The 18,041-nt window shown below is 73.7% G+C and carries 16 protein-coding genes; 13 read left to right on the top strand and 3 right to left on the bottom strand.

Features of this window, described 5'->3' with window-relative positions; genetic code table 11:
* Window positions 1-71 precede the first annotated feature (71 nt).
* On the top strand, window positions 72-1,184 hold the full coding sequence (locus ACFYW5_RS08640; RefSeq protein ID WP_389416202.1) for an MBL fold metallo-hydrolase: 1,113 nt from the start codon (window positions 72-74) through the stop codon (window positions 1,182-1,184).
* A gap of 20 nt (window positions 1,185-1,204) precedes the next feature.
* On the opposite strand, the gene ACFYW5_RS08635 is transcribed toward ACFYW5_RS08640, so the two are convergent.
* Together ACFYW5_RS08635 and ACFYW5_RS08630 are read right to left on the bottom strand one after the other, a co-directional pair.
* Window positions 1,205-2,449, bottom strand: a complete 1,245-nt coding sequence (locus tag ACFYW5_RS08635) for a helix-turn-helix domain-containing protein (RefSeq protein ID WP_389416201.1) — start codon at window positions 2,447-2,449, stop codon at window positions 1,205-1,207.
* Between the two features lie 3 nt (window positions 2,450-2,452).
* Complete coding sequence (locus tag ACFYW5_RS08630) at window positions 2,453-2,605, bottom strand: hypothetical protein (protein ID WP_015660618.1); 153 nt, start codon at window positions 2,603-2,605, stop codon at window positions 2,453-2,455.
* Window positions 2,606-2,803: 198 nt separating this feature from the next.
* On the opposite strand from ACFYW5_RS08630, the gene ACFYW5_RS08625 reads away from it, so the two are divergent.
* The 11 genes from ACFYW5_RS08625 to ACFYW5_RS08575 all read left to right on the top strand — a co-directional run bounded on the left by ACFYW5_RS08625 (window position 2,804) and on the right by ACFYW5_RS08575 (window position 15,966).
* Entirely contained in the window at window positions 2,804-3,778 is a 975-nt protein-coding gene (locus tag ACFYW5_RS08625; protein ID WP_389416200.1) for a DUF3068 domain-containing protein, read from the top strand.
* Window positions 3,779-4,003: 225 nt separating this feature from the next.
* A complete protein-coding gene (locus ACFYW5_RS08620; protein ID WP_389416199.1) occupies window positions 4,004-5,152 on the top strand; it encodes a glycosyltransferase family 4 protein in 1,149 nt (382 codons plus the stop codon).
* Entirely contained in the window at window positions 5,149-5,913 is a 765-nt protein-coding gene (locus ACFYW5_RS08615) for a class I SAM-dependent methyltransferase (protein ID WP_389416198.1), read from the top strand. The genes ACFYW5_RS08620 and ACFYW5_RS08615 overlap by 4 nt, the downstream gene beginning before the upstream one ends.
* The gene (locus ACFYW5_RS08610) at window positions 5,910-10,190 is read left to right on the top strand and encodes an alpha-(1->3)-arabinofuranosyltransferase family protein (RefSeq protein WP_389416197.1); all 4,281 of its coding nucleotides are present in this window, start codon (window positions 5,910-5,912) and stop codon (window positions 10,188-10,190) included. Before ACFYW5_RS08615 ends, ACFYW5_RS08610 begins: the two co-directional genes overlap by 4 nt.
* Window positions 10,187-11,731 (top strand): condensation protein, encoded by a 1,545-nt coding sequence (locus tag ACFYW5_RS08605; protein WP_389416196.1) that lies wholly within the window; start codon window positions 10,187-10,189, stop codon window positions 11,729-11,731. Before ACFYW5_RS08610 ends, ACFYW5_RS08605 begins: the two co-directional genes overlap by 4 nt.
* Window positions 11,728-12,471 carry a methyltransferase domain-containing protein gene (locus ACFYW5_RS08600; RefSeq protein ID WP_389416195.1) on the top strand — a complete coding sequence of 248 codons (744 nt, stop codon included), beginning with the start codon at window positions 11,728-11,730 and terminating at the stop codon, window positions 12,469-12,471. The genes ACFYW5_RS08605 and ACFYW5_RS08600 overlap by 4 nt, the downstream gene beginning before the upstream one ends.
* A gap of 28 nt (window positions 12,472-12,499) precedes the next feature.
* Window positions 12,500-13,411: a hypothetical protein gene (locus ACFYW5_RS08595; protein ID WP_389416435.1), complete on the top strand. Its 912-nt coding sequence runs from the start codon at window positions 12,500-12,502 to the stop codon at window positions 13,409-13,411.
* Complete coding sequence (locus ACFYW5_RS08590) at window positions 13,408-13,635, top strand: Trm112 family protein (protein WP_389416194.1); 228 nt, start codon at window positions 13,408-13,410, stop codon at window positions 13,633-13,635. The genes ACFYW5_RS08595 and ACFYW5_RS08590 overlap by 4 nt, the downstream gene beginning before the upstream one ends.
* Window positions 13,632-14,438 carry an FkbM family methyltransferase gene (locus tag ACFYW5_RS08585; RefSeq protein ID WP_389416193.1) on the top strand — a complete coding sequence of 269 codons (807 nt, stop codon included), beginning with the start codon at window positions 13,632-13,634 and terminating at the stop codon, window positions 14,436-14,438. Before ACFYW5_RS08590 ends, ACFYW5_RS08585 begins: the two co-directional genes overlap by 4 nt.
* The gene (locus ACFYW5_RS08580; RefSeq protein WP_389416192.1) at window positions 14,416-15,057 is read left to right on the top strand and encodes a hypothetical protein; all 642 of its coding nucleotides are present in this window, start codon (window positions 14,416-14,418) and stop codon (window positions 15,055-15,057) included. Before ACFYW5_RS08585 ends, ACFYW5_RS08580 begins: the two co-directional genes overlap by 23 nt.
* 87 nt (window positions 15,058-15,144) lie before the next feature.
* Entirely contained in the window at window positions 15,145-15,966 is an 822-nt protein-coding gene (locus tag ACFYW5_RS08575; protein WP_389416191.1) for an MEDS domain-containing protein, read from the top strand.
* 3 nt (window positions 15,967-15,969) lie between these two features.
* Here ACFYW5_RS08575 and ACFYW5_RS08570 read toward each other — a convergent pair whose 3' ends face one another.
* A complete protein-coding gene (locus ACFYW5_RS08570; protein ID WP_389416190.1) occupies window positions 15,970-17,016 on the bottom strand; it encodes a MerR family transcriptional regulator in 1,047 nt (348 codons plus the stop codon).
* A 107-nt stretch (window positions 17,017-17,123) separates the two neighbouring features.
* Here ACFYW5_RS08570 and ACFYW5_RS08565 point away from each other — a divergent pair, with 107 nt between their 5' ends.
* Window positions 17,124-18,005 (top strand): RimK family alpha-L-glutamate ligase, encoded by an 882-nt coding sequence (locus tag ACFYW5_RS08565; RefSeq protein ID WP_389416189.1) that lies wholly within the window; start codon window positions 17,124-17,126, stop codon window positions 18,003-18,005.
* Window positions 18,006-18,041 lie beyond the last annotated feature (36 nt).

The raw sequence follows: 18,041 nt of genomic DNA, 5'->3' as shown, positions 1-18,041 counted from the left end.
AGACGAACAGCACCTGACACGCGCCCCCACCGTGTACCCCCCAGCCGTCCCCCCTCCACCCGGGATCCGTCATGCCCTCATCTCCCCCCTCCCCGACCCGCCGCGCCCTGCTGCGCACCGCCGCTGCCGCCTCCACCCTCACCACGGCTGCCGCCGCCCTGCCCTCGCACCCCGCGCACGCCGCGCCCGGCGCGAGCCGTGGCACCGAGCTGATCCTGCTCGGCACCAGCGGCGGCCCCGTCCCCATGCACGGGCGCGCCGGTATCGCGTCCGCGCTGGTCGTCGACGGCCGCGCCTACCTCGTCGACTGCGGCCCCGGCACGTTCGGCCGGTACGCGCAGGCCTGGCTGACGGCCGAGCAGCTCGCGGCGGTCTTCGTCACGCACCTGCACTCCGACCATCTCTCCGACCTGTACGCCCTGTTGTGGCTGCGCTTCGGCGGGTTCCAGCCGCTGGAGGGCCCGGTACACGTCTACGGGCCGGGTTCCGCGGGGAACCTGCCCGCCGTCTGGCCGAAGGGCCGACCGGTGGGGACCGTCTGCCCGTCGGAACCCGCGCCCGGCATCGAGAACCTGATCGCCGGGCACATCGCGGCCACCGCCTACGACATCAACGTACGGATGCGCAGCGAGGGCTGGCCCGACATCCGCACCCTGATCCGGCCGCACGACGTGCGCGTCCCGCTGCCGAGGGGCGCGGGGCCGCGCAAGCTGATGGCGCCCGCGATGGAGCCGTTCGAGGTGATGCGGGACGACCGGGTCCGGGTGACCGCGGTGCTCGTCGACCATCCGCCGGTGTTCCCCTCCTTCGCCTACCGCTTCGACACCGCCGACGGCTCGGTGGTGTTCAGCGGTGACACCGCGCCGTGTGCGAACGTGGCGCGGCTGGCCCGGGGCGCGGACGTGCTGGTGCACGAGGTGATGGACCTGGAGACGCTGGCCCTGGGCGGGCTGAGACCGGCGCAGCTGCGGCACATGGAGATCAGCCACACGGACGCGACGCGGGTGGGGCCGATCGCCGAACGCGCCGGCGTGGCCACGCTGGTGCTGAGCCACCTGGTCCCCGGCGCCACGAACGTCGTCTCCGACGCGACCTGGCACACCAAGGCGAGCAAGGGCTACTCGGGCCGCGTGATCGTGGGCACCGACCTCGCCCGGCTGCCCGTGGGGTCCCGGCGGACGTGACGGGCGGGCCTCCTGTGGCGTCAGCCGCGCCGGAATTCGCCGAGACGGCCCCGCAACCGCTGCGCCCGCAGCACCAGTTCCAGCTCGAAGCGGCGGTCGGGGTCGTCTATCTCGTCGCCCCACAGTTCGCGGATCTGGCGCAGCCGGTAGCGGACCGTCTGGGGGTGGACGCCGAGGCGGGCCGCCACCTCGGGGGCGCCGCCTCTCGTCTCCAGCCAGGCCAGCAGGGTCTCGGCGAGGCGGCGGCCGTGGCTCGGGCCGCAGTGGGTCAGGGGGGCGAGGCAGCGCAGGGCCAGGTCGTCGATCAGTTCCTCCGGCTGGAGCAGGACCAGCGCCTCGGTGTGCTCCGTGCAGTACAGCACCTCGCCCGCCGGCAGCAGGCCGCGTTCCATCAGCGCCACCGCCGCCTCCGCCCAGCGCAGCGACTTCGCCGCGTCCGGCAGCGGCACCGGTGGTCCGATCGCGCCCGACCAACCGGTCAGCGCCCGGTGCAGCAGCTCCGAGCGGCCCGCGGCGTCCGGTTCGGGGACGACCATCCGGGGCTGTTCGTACTCCATGTCCAGCAGGACGCCCTGGCCCACCGCCGGGGCCACCGCCTCCCGCGCCGGGCGCAACAGGACGCCCACCGCGACCTTCTCCGGCAGCGGCCAGCCGATCCGTGCGGCCCGTTCGGTGAGGGCCTCGGCCGGGTCGCCCCGGTGGTGTTCGGCCAGCAGCAGTTCCATCAGGCGGCGTTGCAGGCGCAGCCGTTCCCCGGCCTGGCGCGCCGCGGCTTCGGCGTAGCCGCGTACCGACTGGTCCACCAGGCCGTCGAGGTACTCGTAGCCCGCGTCGACCAGTTCGTACATCGCCGGTGGCGGGATCTCGACGCGCTGGCCGATGTCGGCGAAGCGGCGCCAGGCCAGCCGTACCCCCATGCGGTAGATCGCCTGGAGGGAGTCCAGGCTGCGGCCGTTGAGGCCCTCGCCCCTGCCGAACTCCTGGAAGACGCCGGGCGGGACCCTGGGGCGGCCCTCCGCGGTCTCCAGGTGCTGGACGAAGACCTCGATCGCCCGGCGGATGCCGATCAGGGCCATCGGCTCGCCCGACTCGTCGAGGACGACCGGGAGATGGGGGTACTCGCGGCGGATCTCGTGCATGATCTGCTCGGCCAGCTCCGGCGCCTCCGCCATGGCGATGGCCGCGAAGCGGCGCACCTTCAGGCGGGGGACGTCGTGCCAGGCCGAGTGGGTCGAGACGGCGTCGGTGCGGGCGGCGGGCGGCACGGGTCAACTCCCCTGGCCGGCTTGCTCGTACGTGATCAGCGGGTTGTTCGGCTGGTCGGGGGTGGCCTCCAGCAGGGCGACCACGCCGAGCGCGGCTCCCACCGCCAGGGCGGCGGCGAGCGCTACGGTCAGCGCGGCGGCGAGCAGTCTGGACATCGCGGGGTCAGCCTCTCTGTACGGCCGCATCGGTCAGCGGCTCGTGGCGGCCGCTGTCGGTCGCCCCACCCGGGCTTCCCGTCCCTGACTGTCCGCCCCAGTGTCGACACGACATTGACACTCCGTCAAGGGGCGCCTACGGTTCCCGGCCCATAGAGCGGCCCGAACTCCGCCACCACACCTCCCTGGAGTGCCCGGATGCGCCGAACCGCCTCACCCCTGTCGCTGATCCTGCTGGGTCTCGGCACGTTTCTGCTGGTCCTGGCACCCATGCTCGCCTGGTACGTCGAGCCACGGGCTGCCGTGAATCCCATCGACATCGACACCACCGCCGTCTACAAGGGCACCGGCAGCGTCTTCGACACCGAGAAGATCGAGACCGTGCCGGACCGGACCATCACCGTCACCCAGCGGGTGCGCGGAAATGTCGCGGAGAGTGAACAGAGCGGGAACGCCGTCTGGGATGTGATCACGACGGTGGACACCGACAAGTCGCTGCCCGCGGAGGACCCGCACGACGCGCTGGACCACGTACCGCACCGCTGGGTGATGGACCGGAAGACCACCAGGCCGGTGCACTGCTGCGAGGAGAAGCCGCACATCGAGGGTGAGGCCTATCTGAAGTTCCCCTTCGACGTGCAGAAGCGGGACTACCGGTGGTGGGACAACACGCTCGGCGGGACGGTCACGTTGAGTTACCGGGGTACCAAGAAGGTTCAGGGGTACACCGGTTACCGGTTCACCGGTTCGGTGCCGGCCACCAAGACCGGGACGCGGCTGGTGCCCGGACGGCTCGTCGATCTGGACACCCCCCAGGTGCTGGCCGAGGAGTGGTACGCCAACCACGGCGTCGAGCTGGTGGTCGACCAGGCCACGGGCCGGGTGCTGTATGCCCGGACGGGTCCGCGCCGCACCCTGCGCGCGCCGGGCGGCGAGAAGGACGCGGCGGTCCTGCTGGACAGCAGGAAGATCGCGTTCACCACCGAGACGCAGAAGGAGGCGGTGTCGCAGGCGGAGGACGACAGTGGCCGACTGCGCCTGGTGGGGCAGACGTTGCCCATCGGGGCGGGCGTGGTGGGGTTCGTCCTCGCCGCGGTGGGGGGCGTTTTGGTGGTACGTGGGAGGCGTGATCCCGGTTCACCCGAGGTGTCCCAGCCTCCGCTCACGATGTGACTTAACGTCAGTTCTAATAAAGCCCGAAATTGTCACTTCGGTGAGTAGCCGTGGCGAACGGTGAAGCGAAAACTGTCCAATCCACCCGAGCACAACCCGTCCACAGCCGTCACCCAGGAAGCTCCCGGTTCCCCCACAGCACCATCCAGCTCGCCCCAGCCGTATTCATTCGGCGCACTCTTCCCCCACGCTGAGTTCCGCACCCCGAGACATGTTGGAGCACCGATGCCCCAGCACGTGCCGTCCTCGCTGCACGCCCCGTTCACGGTGCCGCAGCACCCCCCGGCGCTCCCCCCACAGCCGCGCCGAATCGTTTTCCTCGCCCATCGAGACCTCGGCAACCGGTCCGCCGGAGGCTCCGAACTGCTCGTGGACCGCCTCGCCGACGGTCTGACCCGCCTCGGCCACGAGGTCACCCTGCTCTGCGGCGGCCCCGCGGCCTACCGCGACTACCGGGTCGTCTCCGCGGGCGGCACCTACGGCCACTACCTGCGCGCCCGTTCCGCCTTCACCCGCCAGGTCGGCGAGACCGACCTGCTGGTCGAGGTCTGCAACGGGGTGCCCTACCTGGCGCCCCTGTGGCACCGCGGCCCCACGCTCTGCCTGGTCAACCATGTGCACACCGACCTGTGGCGGATGCGGTTCGGCGGGCCCCTGGCCCCGGCCGCCCGCATCGGGCGAAAGCTGGAGCACTGGGCGCTGACCGGCGCGCAGCAGCGCGGGCTGCTGGTCGCGGTCTCCCCGTCCACGGCCCACGCGCTGCGTGCGATAGGAGTCGAGCGGGAGCGGATACGGGTCGTCCACAACGGTGTGGAGGAACCGGGTCCGCGCGCCGACCGCTCCGCCGAGCCGCTGTTCGTGGCCGTGGGGCGGCTCGTCGAGTACAAGCGGATCGATCTGCTCCTGCGGCTGTGGGAGCGGGTGCGGCCGGTCACCGGCGGCCGGCTGGTCATCGTCGGGGACGGCCCCGAGCGGCAGCGGCTGGAACAACTCGCCGGTCCCGGGGTCGAGTTCACCGGTCATGTCACCGAGGCCGAGAAGCACCGGCTGCTGTGCGCGGCCTGGCTGCTGCTGCATCCCTCCGCCGTGGAGGGGTGGGGCCTGGTGGTGACCGAGGCGGCCGCCCGGGAGACTCCCACCATCGCCTTCGACGTACCCGGACTGCGGGACTCGGTGATCGACGGGGAGACCGGCCTGCTCGCCTCGGGCGAGTCCTCGTTCGCCGCCGCCTGGTGCACCCTGGCGCTGTCCGGACACCGGCGGGAACTGATGGGCAAGGCGGCGCGGGATCATGCCGCCGGGTACCGGTGGGACCGGACCGTCCGGCAGTTCCGGGCGGTCGCGGCGGAGGCGGTGCGGGGTTGGGCATCGTGACTCCAGCCGGTGCGGGCTGGTCCCCGCGCCCCTATGCCAAGGACCCCTCGTTCCGCAGGTCCCTGACGCTGTTCCGGGCCTTCCTCCGGGAACAGCAGGACCCCGAGGCCTGCTACTCCCTGCTCGCCCGGGACGCCGTCGACCAGGTCGAGGCCTACGACGGATCCGTCTCCGGGCGGATCGTCGTCGATGTCGGCGGCGGCAGCGGGTACTTCACCGAGGAGTTCCGGCGGCGCGGCGCGCACGCCTACCTCTTCGAGCCGGACCTGAACGAGCTGGGCGAGAAGCCGCCCGAGGGAAGCGTCGTCGCCGACGGCTATCTGCTCCCCCTGTACGACCGGGTCGCCGATGTCACCTTCTCCTCCAATGTGCTGGAGCACGTGGCCGACCCGGGCACCTTCCTCAGCGAGCTGATCCGGGTGACCCGGCCCGGCGGGCTGATCTACGTGTCGTTCACCAACTGGCTGTCGCCGTGGGGCGGGCACGAATGGGCCCCCTGGCACTACCTGGGTGCCGAGCGGGCCCGCGCCCGCTACCGGCGCCGTACCGGCAGGCCCGCCAAGCACACCCTCGGCGAGAACCTCTTCGCCGTGCACATCGGGCCCACCCTGCGGCAGGTCCGCGCCCGCGACGACGTCACGGTCGTCTCGGCGCGCTCCCGCTACTGGCCCTTTCTCGCGGAGACCGTCGTCAAGGCGCCCGGCATCCGCGAGATAGCCACCTGGAACCTCCTCCTCATCCTCCGGCGGTGTCACCCATGACGAGCACGGTCCAGGCTCCTCCCCCGGCAGCCGTCCCCACCACCGCGATCATGACGGGCCCCCCGGAGGGGCCGCGGTCGCGGCGCTGGCTGCTGGGGTTCTGGGCCGTGGTGTTCGTGCTCCTCCTCGCGGTGCAGCCGGGCCGGCAGACCTTCGACACCAAGCTCGGCGTGACCGTCGACCCCGGCCGGTTCCTGTCCGACCTGGGCCAGCTCTGGCAGGACCAGGGCAGCTTCGGCGGCATCTCCAACCAGTACTCCGGCTACCTCTGGCCGATGCTGCCGTTCTACTGGCTGGCCGATCTCGTACAGCTGCCGGTGTGGCTGGCGGAACGGCTGTGGCTGTCGCTGATCGTGTCCGTCGCCTTCTGGGGCGCCCTGCGCCTGGCCGAGCGGCTGCGGATCGGCAGCGGCGGCTCCCGGCTGCTCGCCGCCGTGGCCTACGCGCTGTGGCCGGTGTTCACCGTCGTCGTCGGCTCCACCTCGGCGGCCGCGCTGCCCGGCGCGTTCCTGCCGTGGGTGCTGCTGCCGCTGGTCGACGAGCGCCACAGCCCCCGGGTCGCCGCCCTGCGCTCGGCGCTGCTCATCCCGTTCATGGGCGGCGTCAACGCGGCCTCGACCCTCGCCTCGCTGCTCCCGGTCGGCCTGTATCTGCTGACCCGCCCACCCGGACCGCGGCAGCGCAAGCTGATCACCTGGTGGGTGCCCGGGGTGCTCCTGGCCACCGCCTGGTGGTGGATCCCGCTGCTGCTGCTCGGCGTCTACGGCGAGAACTTCCTCCCCTACGTGGAGAGTTCGCACACCACGACCGAGACCATGGCGGCCACCGAAGCGCTGCGCGGCGCCGGGAACTGGGTGGCCTACCTGCACTTCGGGGACGCCTGGCTGCCGGCCGGCTGGGCGGTCGCCTCCTCGGTGCTGGTGATCGTCTGCTCGGCGCTGGCGGCCGGCCTGGGCCTCGCGGGCCTGGCGAGACGGGACCTGCCCGAGCGGCGCTGGCTGGTGCTGACCGTGCTCACGACGGCGCTGATCCTGCTCGCCGGGTACGGCGGCGCGTTCGGCGCCCCCTTCCACGGGGTGGTGCAGGACTGGCTGGACGGCGGCCTGGTCCCCTTCCGCAACATCTACAAGTTCCAGACCGGCCTCGCCCTCGCGCTCGTCCTCGGCCTGGCCCACCTGGTCGCGGCGGCGGCCGAGGCGCGCGGCACCCGCCCGCTGCCGGGCCGGCGGTTCGCCCCGCTGGTCGCGGCCGTCCTCGTGCTTCCGGGCCTGATGTGGCCGTACCTCAACGGCTCCATCCTGCAACCGGGTTCGTTCAAGGAGATCCCCGACTACTGGTCGGCCACGGCGGACTGGATGGAGAAGTACTCCCCGGACGCCCGGGTCCTGGTCGTCCCGGCGACCGCGCACGGCGTCTACACCTGGGGCTCCCCCATCGACCAGCCGCTCGACGTACTCGCCGAATCCCGCTGGGCGCAGCGCGACTACGTGCCCTTCGGCACCCCCGGCAACCGGCGCGCCATGGACGCCGTGCAACAGGCGCTGACCAGCGGAGCGGAAGTCCCGGGCCTGGCCGACTACTTGAGCCGGGCCGGCATCCACTACGTCATCGTCCGCAACGACCTCGACCCCGACCAGGTCGGCAACCTGCCGACGACGATCGTCAAGCGCACCCTCGAACAGTCCGGCTACGAGCGGGTGAAGGGCTACGGGCCCGTCATGACCGGCGGGGTGATCGCCCCCGACACCCCGCTCCAGGTGGAGGGCCTGTACCCGAGGCAGCGGGCGGTGGAGATCTACCAGCCGCCCCAGGACGTGCCGCGGCCCCGGCAGGCGGGGCTGAGTCCGGTCGCGGACACCGCCGTGGTCTCCGGCGGCCCGGAGTCGCTGCTGCCGGTCGCCGGGAAGCTGCGCGGCCGGGCGAGCGTGCTGACCGGGGACCACCACCCCGGGCTCGGCACCCCGCCGGTGCAGGTGATCGGCGACGGGCTGCGGCGCGCGGACACCCGGTTCGGCCTGGTCAACGCCAACACGTCGTACACGTACACCCGCGACGAACGCAACGCCCCGGACGCGACGCAGGACGCGGGCGAGAAACCGCACCAGATCCTGCCCTCCGACGGCCTGGACCATCAGACGGTCGCCGAACTGCGCGGCGCCCGCTCGGTGTCGGCCTCCTCCTACGGCAGCTGGCTGTTCCACCTGCCGCAGTACGACCCGGTGAACGCCTTCGACGGCAACCCGGACACCGCGTGGGCCGACGGGGCCCACGGCTCGCCGGACGGGCAGTGGCTGCGGATCGGGTTCACCGAGGAGTACGAGATGCCGGCCGCCTTCAAGGTGACCCCGCTGCCGCAGGAGGGCGTGCGGTCGGCGCCGACGCGGGTGCGGGTGGAGACCGAGAAGGGCAGCAGGACCAGCTATCTGGAGCCCAGCGGCAGGCGGCAGAGCATCAAGGCGCCGGCCGGGGCGACGGACTGGATGAAGCTGACGATCGTCGACTCCGTGGAGCGCAGCACCGGCCTGAGCGGCGCGGGCTTCTCCGAGATCACCCTGCCGGACGTCCAGGTGACCCGGCTGCTGCGGCTGCCCACCGACGCCGGGAACTCCTCCGCCGACGCCGAGATCATCTCCCTGTCCCGTCCGGCCGACCCCACGGGCCTGTCCGCGACGGGCACCGAGGCGGGGCTGCACCGGCGCTTCTCCACGGCGACGGCGGGGACGTACGAGATCGACGCGAGCGCGGTGGCGGTGCCGGGTGAGGCGCTGGACCGGCTGCTGTACGAGGTGGCGCCCGAGCAGCGGGACCGGATCGTGGCGACGGCGGACTCCACGGCCCGGCTGGGCGCGGGGCTGTCGGCCCGCAATCTGACGGACGGCGATCTGACCACGGCCTGGATCGCGGGCGACCGGCCCACCATCCATCTGGCCTGGGAGGGCAAGCAGCCGGTGGGCGAGATCGTGCTGCCTCCGGCGGGCGGCCTGTCCAGCCGCCCCGCCGAGGTGCACATCAGTTCCCCGGACGGCGCGGTCGTCGCGGGCGTCGACGAGAACGGCAACGTCCGCTTCCCGCCGATCACCACGGACCGGCTCGACATCACCATCACGGAGACGGCCCCGCTGACCCTGTTCAACCCGTTCGCCGACGAGGACGTGCAGCTCCCGGTGGGTCTCACCGAGGCCTACGTCCCGGCGCTCGACCGCTACCGCACCCCGAAGCCGGAGGGCAGCCGGAGCTTCTCCCTGCCCTGCGGCGAGGGCCCGGTGCTGGCGGTGGACGGCGAGCTGTACGAGACGAGCGTGCGGGGCACCGTGCGGGACCTGGTGGAACGCCGTCCCGTGGACGTGACCGTGTGCCCGGAGTCGGGCCTCGAACTCGCCTCCGGATCGCACCGGGTCGAGGCCGGTGACGCGGGCCCGCTCACCGTGACCGCGGTGACGCTGACCCGGGGCACGGTCCCTGACTCCCCGGCCGCGGGACGGGAGCTGGGCGTACGGGACTGGCTCGGCGACCGCCGCGAGGTGACCGTCGGCTCCGGTGCGGCGGCCTACCTGACGACGTACCAGAACTTCAACGACGGCTGGCGCGCCGAGCTGGACGGCGAGGAGCTGACGCCGGTCCGCCTCGACGGCTGGCAGCAGGGCTGGCGGATCCCGGCCGGGCAGGGCGGCACGGTGAAGCTGTCGTACGAGCCCGCGGTGACGTACGAGGCCGGGCTGATCGGTGCCGGGGCGGGGCTCGCGGTCCTGGTGGGCCTCGCGCTGTGGCGCCGCCGCGAGCCGAACCCCGACGACCCGCAGCCGCTGCCGCCGGCACCGGGGCTGTGGCTCGGCACGGTGGCGCTGACGCTGGTCGCGGTCGTGATCGCGGGCTGGTGGGCGCTGCTGGTACCGGCGCTGGCGCTGCTGGCCCGCCGACGCCATGAACTGCTCGTGCCGATCGCCCTGTCGGCGCTCGTGGCGGCGGGCGTCGTGGCGGCGTTCGGTGCCGGGGAGCCGGTGCGGGAAGGGGCGGGAGCCTTCGGGCACACGGCGCAACTCCTCACCCTGATCGGGCTGTTCGCGGCGCTGGTGAGCGTGGGTGAGCGGGAGGAGGAGACGGTCGAGGCGCGTGCCGCGACGGCGGTGCCGGGCGAGCCCGGTCCGACCGCCGTACTACCGCCCTCCCCGCCGCCGCCGTACGCTCCCGGACCGGAGGAGGACCCGCCGACCCGGCGCATCCCGTTCCGCAAGACGCAGGAGCCCACCGACAGCACGGGGAGGGGGGAGCCGACATGACGGCGCTGGACCACCGGGCCGACCGGACCCCTGAGCGCGTCCCCTTCCCGGTGGTGGACGAGGTGGCCCGGCACTGTCTCCAGGAGGAGGAGCCGGAGACGGTGCACATCGAGGTGCATCTGCCCGGTCGCCTGGACCCGGCCCGGCTGCGCACGGCGTTCGCCGAGGCGCTGCGGCGCCATCCGCGGATCCTGATGCGGGAGGCTCCGGGACCCTGGTACCGGCGGCGCTACGAGTGGGAGCTGACCGGGGAACCGGACGTGGAGGTGGTGACCTTCCTCCCGCCGGGCCCGGACGCCCTCCGGGACGCCCGCACCCGAGCCCTGACGGCGGCCCCGCCCCTGTCCGCGTCACCGCCGATCCGCGTGGAGGTGGTCCAGGGGGCAGGCCCGGCGGAGGGCAGCGAGGCAACAGCCTCGATCACGGCAGCCGGCCGCGGTCCCTCTGACTCCGCCCGGCTCACGGCCGACGCCGCAGCGCATCCCGCCGCCGGCAGCCCGGCCGCGCACTCCACCCACGCGCACGACCCGGCCCCGGCCCCGGGCGCCGCGACCCCGGGCGCCGGGGCCGGTCCCGCCGCGCGTGCTGCCGCCGCGGCCGGTCCCGCCAGGGAGGTCGCCGCCGGGGCGGGCCCCGCCGCCCGCCTCCCTCACACCGTCCTGTTCCTCACCATCAACCACACCGCCCTGGACGGCCCCGCCTGTCTGCGGGTTCTGGCGACCGCCGCGGAGTTGTACGGCGGGCGGGACAACTCCGCCGCCGCGCCGCCCGTCCGGCCTCCCGAGCCGCCCCACGTGCTCACCGACACCCCCTCCAACTGGGCCCGCCCGGCGCGGGTGGCGCCGGGGACGCCCGAGCCCTCCCCCGGCAACGGCGTGCTCGTCACCGAGCTGGCGCTGCCGCACCGGCCCAAGGGCTCGCCGTACACGGTCAACGACCAGCTCATGGTCACCACCGCGCTGACCATCGCCCACTGGAACCGCGAGCACGGCGCCCCGCCCCGCCCCCTGCGCATCACCATGCCGGTGGACGACCGGCCCCGGGACATGACCATGCCCATCGGCAACGGCACCCGGCTCGTCGAAGTGCCGTTCAGCCCGGACGAGTTGCGTCCCGCCGACATGCGGGCCCTGCTCAGCCGTACCGCGACGCGGACCCGTGCCCTGAAGTCCCTGTCCCGCCCCCAGCTGGGCCGGGGCGCGGCGCTGCTCACCGCCCCGGTCACCCCCGTGACGTGGCGGGCCGCTCTCACCCGGGGCCTGCGCCGGGCCGCCGCCCCGTGGACGTCGACCACCCTGCTCAGCAACATCGGCCGTATCCCGTACCCGCTCGACTTCGGCGAGGACGCCGGCCGCGCCGACGCGGTCTGGTTCTCGGCCCCCGCCCGGATGCCCCGCGGCCTCACCGTCACCACCGCGTCCACGGCGGGCCGGCTGCACCTGGCCCTGCGCTGGTCCCGCGCACTGCTCGGCCACGGCGACGGCACCCATCTGCGGGACCTGTTCGAGCACTACCTGCACACCACGGAGGTGACCGAGTGACCACCACCGCACCCCCCAAGGACCTGCGGGACTTCTACGAGGACCCCGCCGTCCCCGTCTCCTCCGGCACCCCGCGCAGCCTGCGCCAGGCCCGCATGCTCGCCGCGGCCCTCGGCACCACGCCCTGCGCCACCGTCCTGGACATCGGCTGCGGCGACGGCACCGCGGCCGCCGTGGCCGCCCCCCTCCTGCCCGGCCATCGCATCATCGGCGTCGACTGGTCCCAGGACGCCCTGCGCCGGGCCCGTACCCGCCTCGCCTGCGCCCCGGTCCGCGGCGAACTCACCGGCGGCGGACTGCCGTTCCGGTCGGAGTCCGCCGACGCGGTCCTGTTCAGCGAGGTGATCGAGCACCTGGTGGACCCGGACGCCGCGCTCGACGAGATCCGCCGCGTCCTGCGCCCCGGCGGCCATCTGATGCTGTCCACCCCGAACCTGGCCGCCTGGTACAACCGGGCCCTGGTCCTCGCCGGCGTCCAGCCCGTCTTCTCCGAGGTCAGCCTGCGCGCGATCCACGGCCGCCCGGGCAAGGAGGTGGTGGGCCATCTACGCCTGTACACCGCCCGCGCCCTGAAGGAGTTCGTCGCCGCCTCCGGCTTCGACGTCGTCCGCCTGGCGGGCGCCCCCTTCCACGGCGTACCGCGCCCCCTGCGCCCGCTCGACCGGCTGGCCTGCTCCAGACCCCCGCTCGCCTCGATCCTCCTGCTGCACGCCCAGAAGACACCCGCGCGCAAGACCTAGGAAGGGGACGGGGACCATGTGGTGGGGAGTGGCCGCGGCCCTGTTGGCGAACGTCCTGTACAGCACCGGATTCGTCCTGGAGAAGCGGGCCCTGGCCGCCCTCCCCGAGGTGACGATCCGGCAACCCGCCCGCCTGCTGCGGCTGGTGCTGGGCAGCCCGCTGTGGATCGGCGGCTCCCTCGCGCTCGCCGCCGGATTCGCCGCCCAGCTGGCCGTCTACCGCACGCTGCCGATCGCCGCCGCCCAGGGCCTGTTCGTCTCCGGTCTGGTCCTGCTCGTGCTGCTCTCGGCCCGGCTGCTCGGCGAGGAGACCAGCGGCCGGGAGCGGTACGCCCTCGCCGCGATCCTCGCCGCGCTGCTGATGGTGGTGCTGTCGCTGCGCGAAGGCTCGGAGACGGTCAGCCAGGACGCGCCGTACCCGCTGATCCTGCTGGTGTGCGTGCCCTCGCTGGCCGCCGGGGTGTGGCTGTACAGCTCCGCCGAGCGGCGCGCCCGGCACCGGCACCGGCTGCCGACCACCGGCGTGGAGTACGGCGTGGCGGTGGGCCTGCTGTACGGGGTCAGCTCGCTGGCCATCAAGGGGGTGTCCAGCCGGCTGACGGACGACGGGCTCGGCGGCGCGCTCGTCGGCCTGCTGCGCTCGCCGTACCCGTATCTGCTGCTGTTCACCGGCGCGTTCGGCCTGGTGATGTCGCAGGCCGCGCTCCAGCGCTGCCGGGCCTCGCTGATCGTGCCGGTGTGCACGACCGTGACCTGCCTGTACACGGCGGTGCTCGGCACGCTCTCGTTCGGCGAGGCGCTGCCCGAGGACCCGCTGCGGCTCGCGCTGCGGCTCGCGGGCATCGCGCTGGCCATCGCCGTACTGCTGTCCATGCCCCGGCACGACCAGCCGGCGCGCACCGAACCCCCCATGAGCGCCAAGGAGTTGACTCCACCATGAAACCGGACGACCCGTTGCTGCAGATTCTGGCCTGTCCGCTCGACAAGGGCCCGCTGCATCTGCTCCCGCCGGACGGTCCCGCCGACCCGGGCGAGGCGCTGTACAACCCGAGACTGCGCCGCCGCTACCCGGTGATCGACGGCATCCCGCAACTGCTGCCGTCCTCCGGGGAGCAGGTCGGCGACGACGAGCACGAGGCGCTCCTCAAACGGATGAGGCCATGACCACGACCCTCGCGGCCCGTGTGGCCCCCTTCCTTCCGGTCCGATTAGTGGCCGCGGCCGCGCGGGCGGTGTACCCCCGCTTCGAGCCCGAGCTGGCCCGGCTCGCCGAGATGTGCCCGCCGTCCTGCGGTACGGCGGTGGACGTCGGCGGCTGGTACGGCCCCTGGACGCGGCGGCTGTCGCGGCGGGCCCGCCGGGTGGTGACCGTGGAGCCGGTCCCCCGGCTGGCCCGGCTCCTCGCCGCCGGCGCCCCGCCGAACGTCCGGGTGATCCAGGCCGCCGCCTCCGACCGCCCCGGCACCGACCGGCTCTGGCTGCCGTCCGGCGACGCGGGCGACCGGGGGGTCTCCTCCCTGGTCCGCCGGGACATCCACGGCCGCGCCCTGGACGTCCGCTGCGTCACCCTGGACGAACTCGGGCTGCGGGACGTCGGGTTCATCAAGATCGACGTGGACGGCAGCGAACTGGCGGTGCTGCGCGGCGCGACCGGCATCCTGGCCCGCGACCGCCCGGCCCTGTTCGTGGAACTGGAGTACCGGATCCAGCCGATCGCCCCGGTGGTCACCTACCTGTCCCTGCTGCGCTACACCGGCTGGGTGCTGCCCGGCGACAGCTGGGTCCCGCTGGCCGGCTTCCCGCTCCAGGCCCACCAGGAGCAGGCCGAGCACGTCGTCACCCGGGGTCTGCTGCGCCGGGTGCTGCCCGGGGGCGGTCCGCGGTACGTCAACTCGGTGCTGTTCCTGCCGGACGGCCGCCGCCCCGGCGGATCGGTGCGCGACCATGGATCGCATGCCGTCCACTAGTGCGGGGCCCGGCCCCTTCGGCCCGCTTCAGTTCCAGCTCGTCCTGCTGCGCCGGATGGCCGACCACAACCCGGGCCCGGTGGAGGACGCCCGGCAGGAACTGGGCGTCTCGATCAGCGACATGCGGGAGGCGAACAAGAAGTGGCAGGCGATGATCCGCTCGCCCCGCTCCCGCGCCGCCGCCTCCCGGTACCGCTCGGTCCTCGGCCCGCCGGAGACGGTGGTGACGCGCACGGTGGGCGACCTGGAGTGCGAGGCCTGGCTGTGGCCTCTCCCGCTCTGGCCCACCCTGCGCTTCGAGGTGCTGCTGGCCCCGACCGGCGCCGTGTGGAACGAGTGGCTGGTCCGGGCCCCGGGCGCCGAGCCGCCTGCGCTGCGCACCCTGGACGACCTGACCCCCTGGTCGTGCACGGTCGACGAGGCGGCCCGGGCGTTCGCCCCGGCCCGCCCGCTGGAGGGCTCGGCACCCACCCGCTGGGGCCTGTCTTTCACGGCCCCGGACGCCGGCGGCGCCCGGCACGCGTGCGTGGCGGAGTTCACGTGGGGGCTGCTGCAGCGGCTGGCGGTGGAACCGGCGGTCGATGGCGGTACGCATACGGGCTCAACCGATCGGATCTGACGCCCATCCCTCCAAAAAGCGCCATCGAAATCGGTCATCGGTGATCATCCGGGGGGCCGTGATCCCCCGGTGCCTAAGGTCGCGGTCATGGAGCTTCCCGAGCGGACCGTCCCCGTCGAGCGGCTGCGACTGGGCGACCACGCCTGCCTGGAGGCGGAGGACGGCGAGTCGGCGTGGGCGGTGTTCACCGCCTACACCCGCACCAGCCTCGCCCGCCGCGAGAAGGTCCTGCTGGTGCTGGACCCCGACGACCTCCAGGACGACGAGGTGGTCGCCCTGCTGGACCAGGACGGCACCGGGGCCGCCGAGGCCGCCCGGTCCCGCGGCCAGCTGTCCCTGAAGCGCACCCCGCAGATGTACCTCCCGGACGGCGGCTTCCACCAGGAACGCACGATCGAGGCGTACCGGGCCGAGGTCGAAGCCGCCCACGCGGAGGGATGGGCCGGGCTGCGAGTGGCGGCGGACATGGGCTGGGCCGCGCAGGCGGGCGTCGACGGTGGCAGCCTGCTGGACTACGAGGCGTCGGTGGCCCCCCTCTTCGCGGACCCGCTGTTCACGGCGATCTGCTGGTACGACCGCCGCCGCTTCGGCGAAACCCTGCTGGACGGCATGGCCCGTACCCACCCCCTGCGCGTGACGGAGAGCCCCGGCACCCGCACGGACTACGTGGAGGTCCTGCGCGAGGCGGTGTCCCGCCAACACCCCACCGGGCCCGCCCGCATCGCCCTCGACCTGCGCGACCTGTGCTTCATGGAGGCGCACTGCGCCTGGCAGCTGATCGGCCTCGCCGGGTCCCTGCCGCCCGGCAGCGAGGTCACCGTCCGCTGCGGAGAGCTGCTCGCGCTGCTGCTGCGGCAGCTCGGAGCGGACCAGGCTCCGCAGCTGGTACTGGAGGAGGCGGCCCGGTGAGGCTCAGGCCGCCGTCTCCACCACGTCCGCGACCACACAGCTGACGTTGTCCGGGCCGCCCGCCTCGCGCGCCGCGGCGATCAGCGACCGGACCGCGGCGTCCGGGTCGGGGGCCGTGGTCAGGGCGTCGCGGATCCGGGCGTCGGGGACCACCGTGGACAGGCCGTCCGAGCAGAGCAGGTAGCGGTCGCCGGCCGCGGCGTCCTGGAGGCGGAGGTCCGCGGGCTCCGTCGCCGTCGCGGACAGGGCCTTCAGCAGCAGGGCGCGCTGCGGATGGGCCGCCGCCTCCTCCGGGGTCAGCCGGCCCTCGTCGATCAGGGACTGGACCACCGTGTGGTCGTGGGTGATGCGGAACAGGCCCCCGCCGCGCAGCAGATAGGCGCGCGAGTCGCCGATGTGCACCAGGGCCAGCCGGGAGCCCGTCCACAGCAGCGCCGTCAGCGTCGTGCCGGCGTCCTCCGTCATCCCGTGCGCGGCGTCCCGGAGCGCCTCCTCCAGGAGGTTCAGCACGTTCCCGGCGGGCAGGTCCGTCGTCTCCAGGCGGCGCAGCGCGGCCACCGCCGCGTCGCTCGCCGGGCCGCCCCCGGGGCCGTAGCCGTCGGCCACCGCGAGCAGCCGGGTGCCCGCGTACGCCGTGTCCTGGTTGGCCGGGCGGACCAGGCCGCGGTCCGAGCGGGCCGAGTGACGCAGTTCCAGCATGGTGGTGTCCTTCCTCGATGTCGTCGTCAGCTGGTCGATCAGGAACGCGGCCAGGTCCCGTCGTACAGCCGTCTCCGCCTCCACGCCCGCCCAGTACGCCCGGATCTCCGCCGCCGCCTCCCCCGGGTCCAGCATGCAGACCTCCCGGATGCGGGCCAGCGGCATGCCGATGCGGCGCAGCCAGGCCACCAGGCGGGCCCGTTCGAGCTGGGCGGGGGCGTAGCGGCGGTAGCCCGTCTCCGGGTCCACGTGCGCGGGGCGCAGCAGGCCGAGTTCGTCGTACAGGCGCAGCGCCTTGGGCGACAGCCGGCAGGCCCGCGCGAAGGCCCCGATCGTCAGCATCTCCTCCATGGGTCGATGCTGGGGCTTCACCGAGGGGGAAGGTCAATGCGGTTGTCCCGGCCACGGGCGCTGTGGTTAGCCTGCGGGCGTCCTGCCGTACGAGTCTGGAGCCCGCCGTGTCCCGAATAGCCCTGGCCACCTACGACCCCCGGCCCGAGCCGAGCCACGACCGTGACCTGCCGGTGCTGCGCGAGGCGCTGGCCGCCGCCGGGGCCGCGGCGGACATCGCGTACTGGGACGACGAGGGCGTCGACTGGGGGGCCTACGACCTCGTGCTGATCCGGTCGACCTGGGACTACAGCTGGCGCACCGCCGAGTTCCTGGCGTGGGTCGAGCGGTGCGGCAAGGTGACGCGGCTGGCGAATCCGCCGGCCGTCGTGCGGTGGAACGTCGACAAGCGGTACCTCGGGGACCTCGCCGGGGCGGGTGTGCCCGTGGTGCCCACGCGGTATCTCGCGCCGGGCGCCGCGGCGGACCTCCCCGACGACCACGAGTACGTGGTCAAGCCCACCTCCGGGGCCGGCGCCCGCTATGCCGCCCGCTACACGCCCGACCAGCACGCCACGGCCGTACGGCATCTCGCGCGGATGCACGAGGAGGGGTTCACCGCGATGGTGCAGCCCTATGTGCGCAGTATCGACAGCCGGGGTGAGCGGGCGCTGCAGTTCTTCGGCGGGCGGTTGCTGCACGCCAGCCGCAAGCAGGCCGTGCTGGCGCCGGGGACGGCCTTCGACGCGAAGAAGGTGGCGCACCCGGGTCTGGAGCCGTGGACGCCGAGCCCGGCCGAACGCGCCGTCGCCGAGCGCGCCCTGGCCGCCGTACCGGACGCGGCCGGGCTGCTGTACGCGCGCGTGGACCTCGTCGACGGGGAGGACGGGCAGCCGCGGGTGATGGAGCTGGAGCTGGTCGAGCCGAACCTGTTCCTGTTCCTGCATCCCGGGTCGACCGAGCGGGTGGTGGCGGCGGTGCTGGCCGCGGCCCGGGCCGGTCACCCGTAGCGGCGGGAAATCCGCGAACCCGCCGTGCTGTGCGGA

The organism is Streptomyces sp. NPDC002779, assembly GCF_042888685.1.
GTDB lineage: Bacteria > Actinomycetota > Actinomycetes > Streptomycetales > Streptomycetaceae > Streptomyces.
Note: the sequence above shows the minus strand (reverse complement) of the source record. Positions and strands in the feature narration are given on the sequence as shown.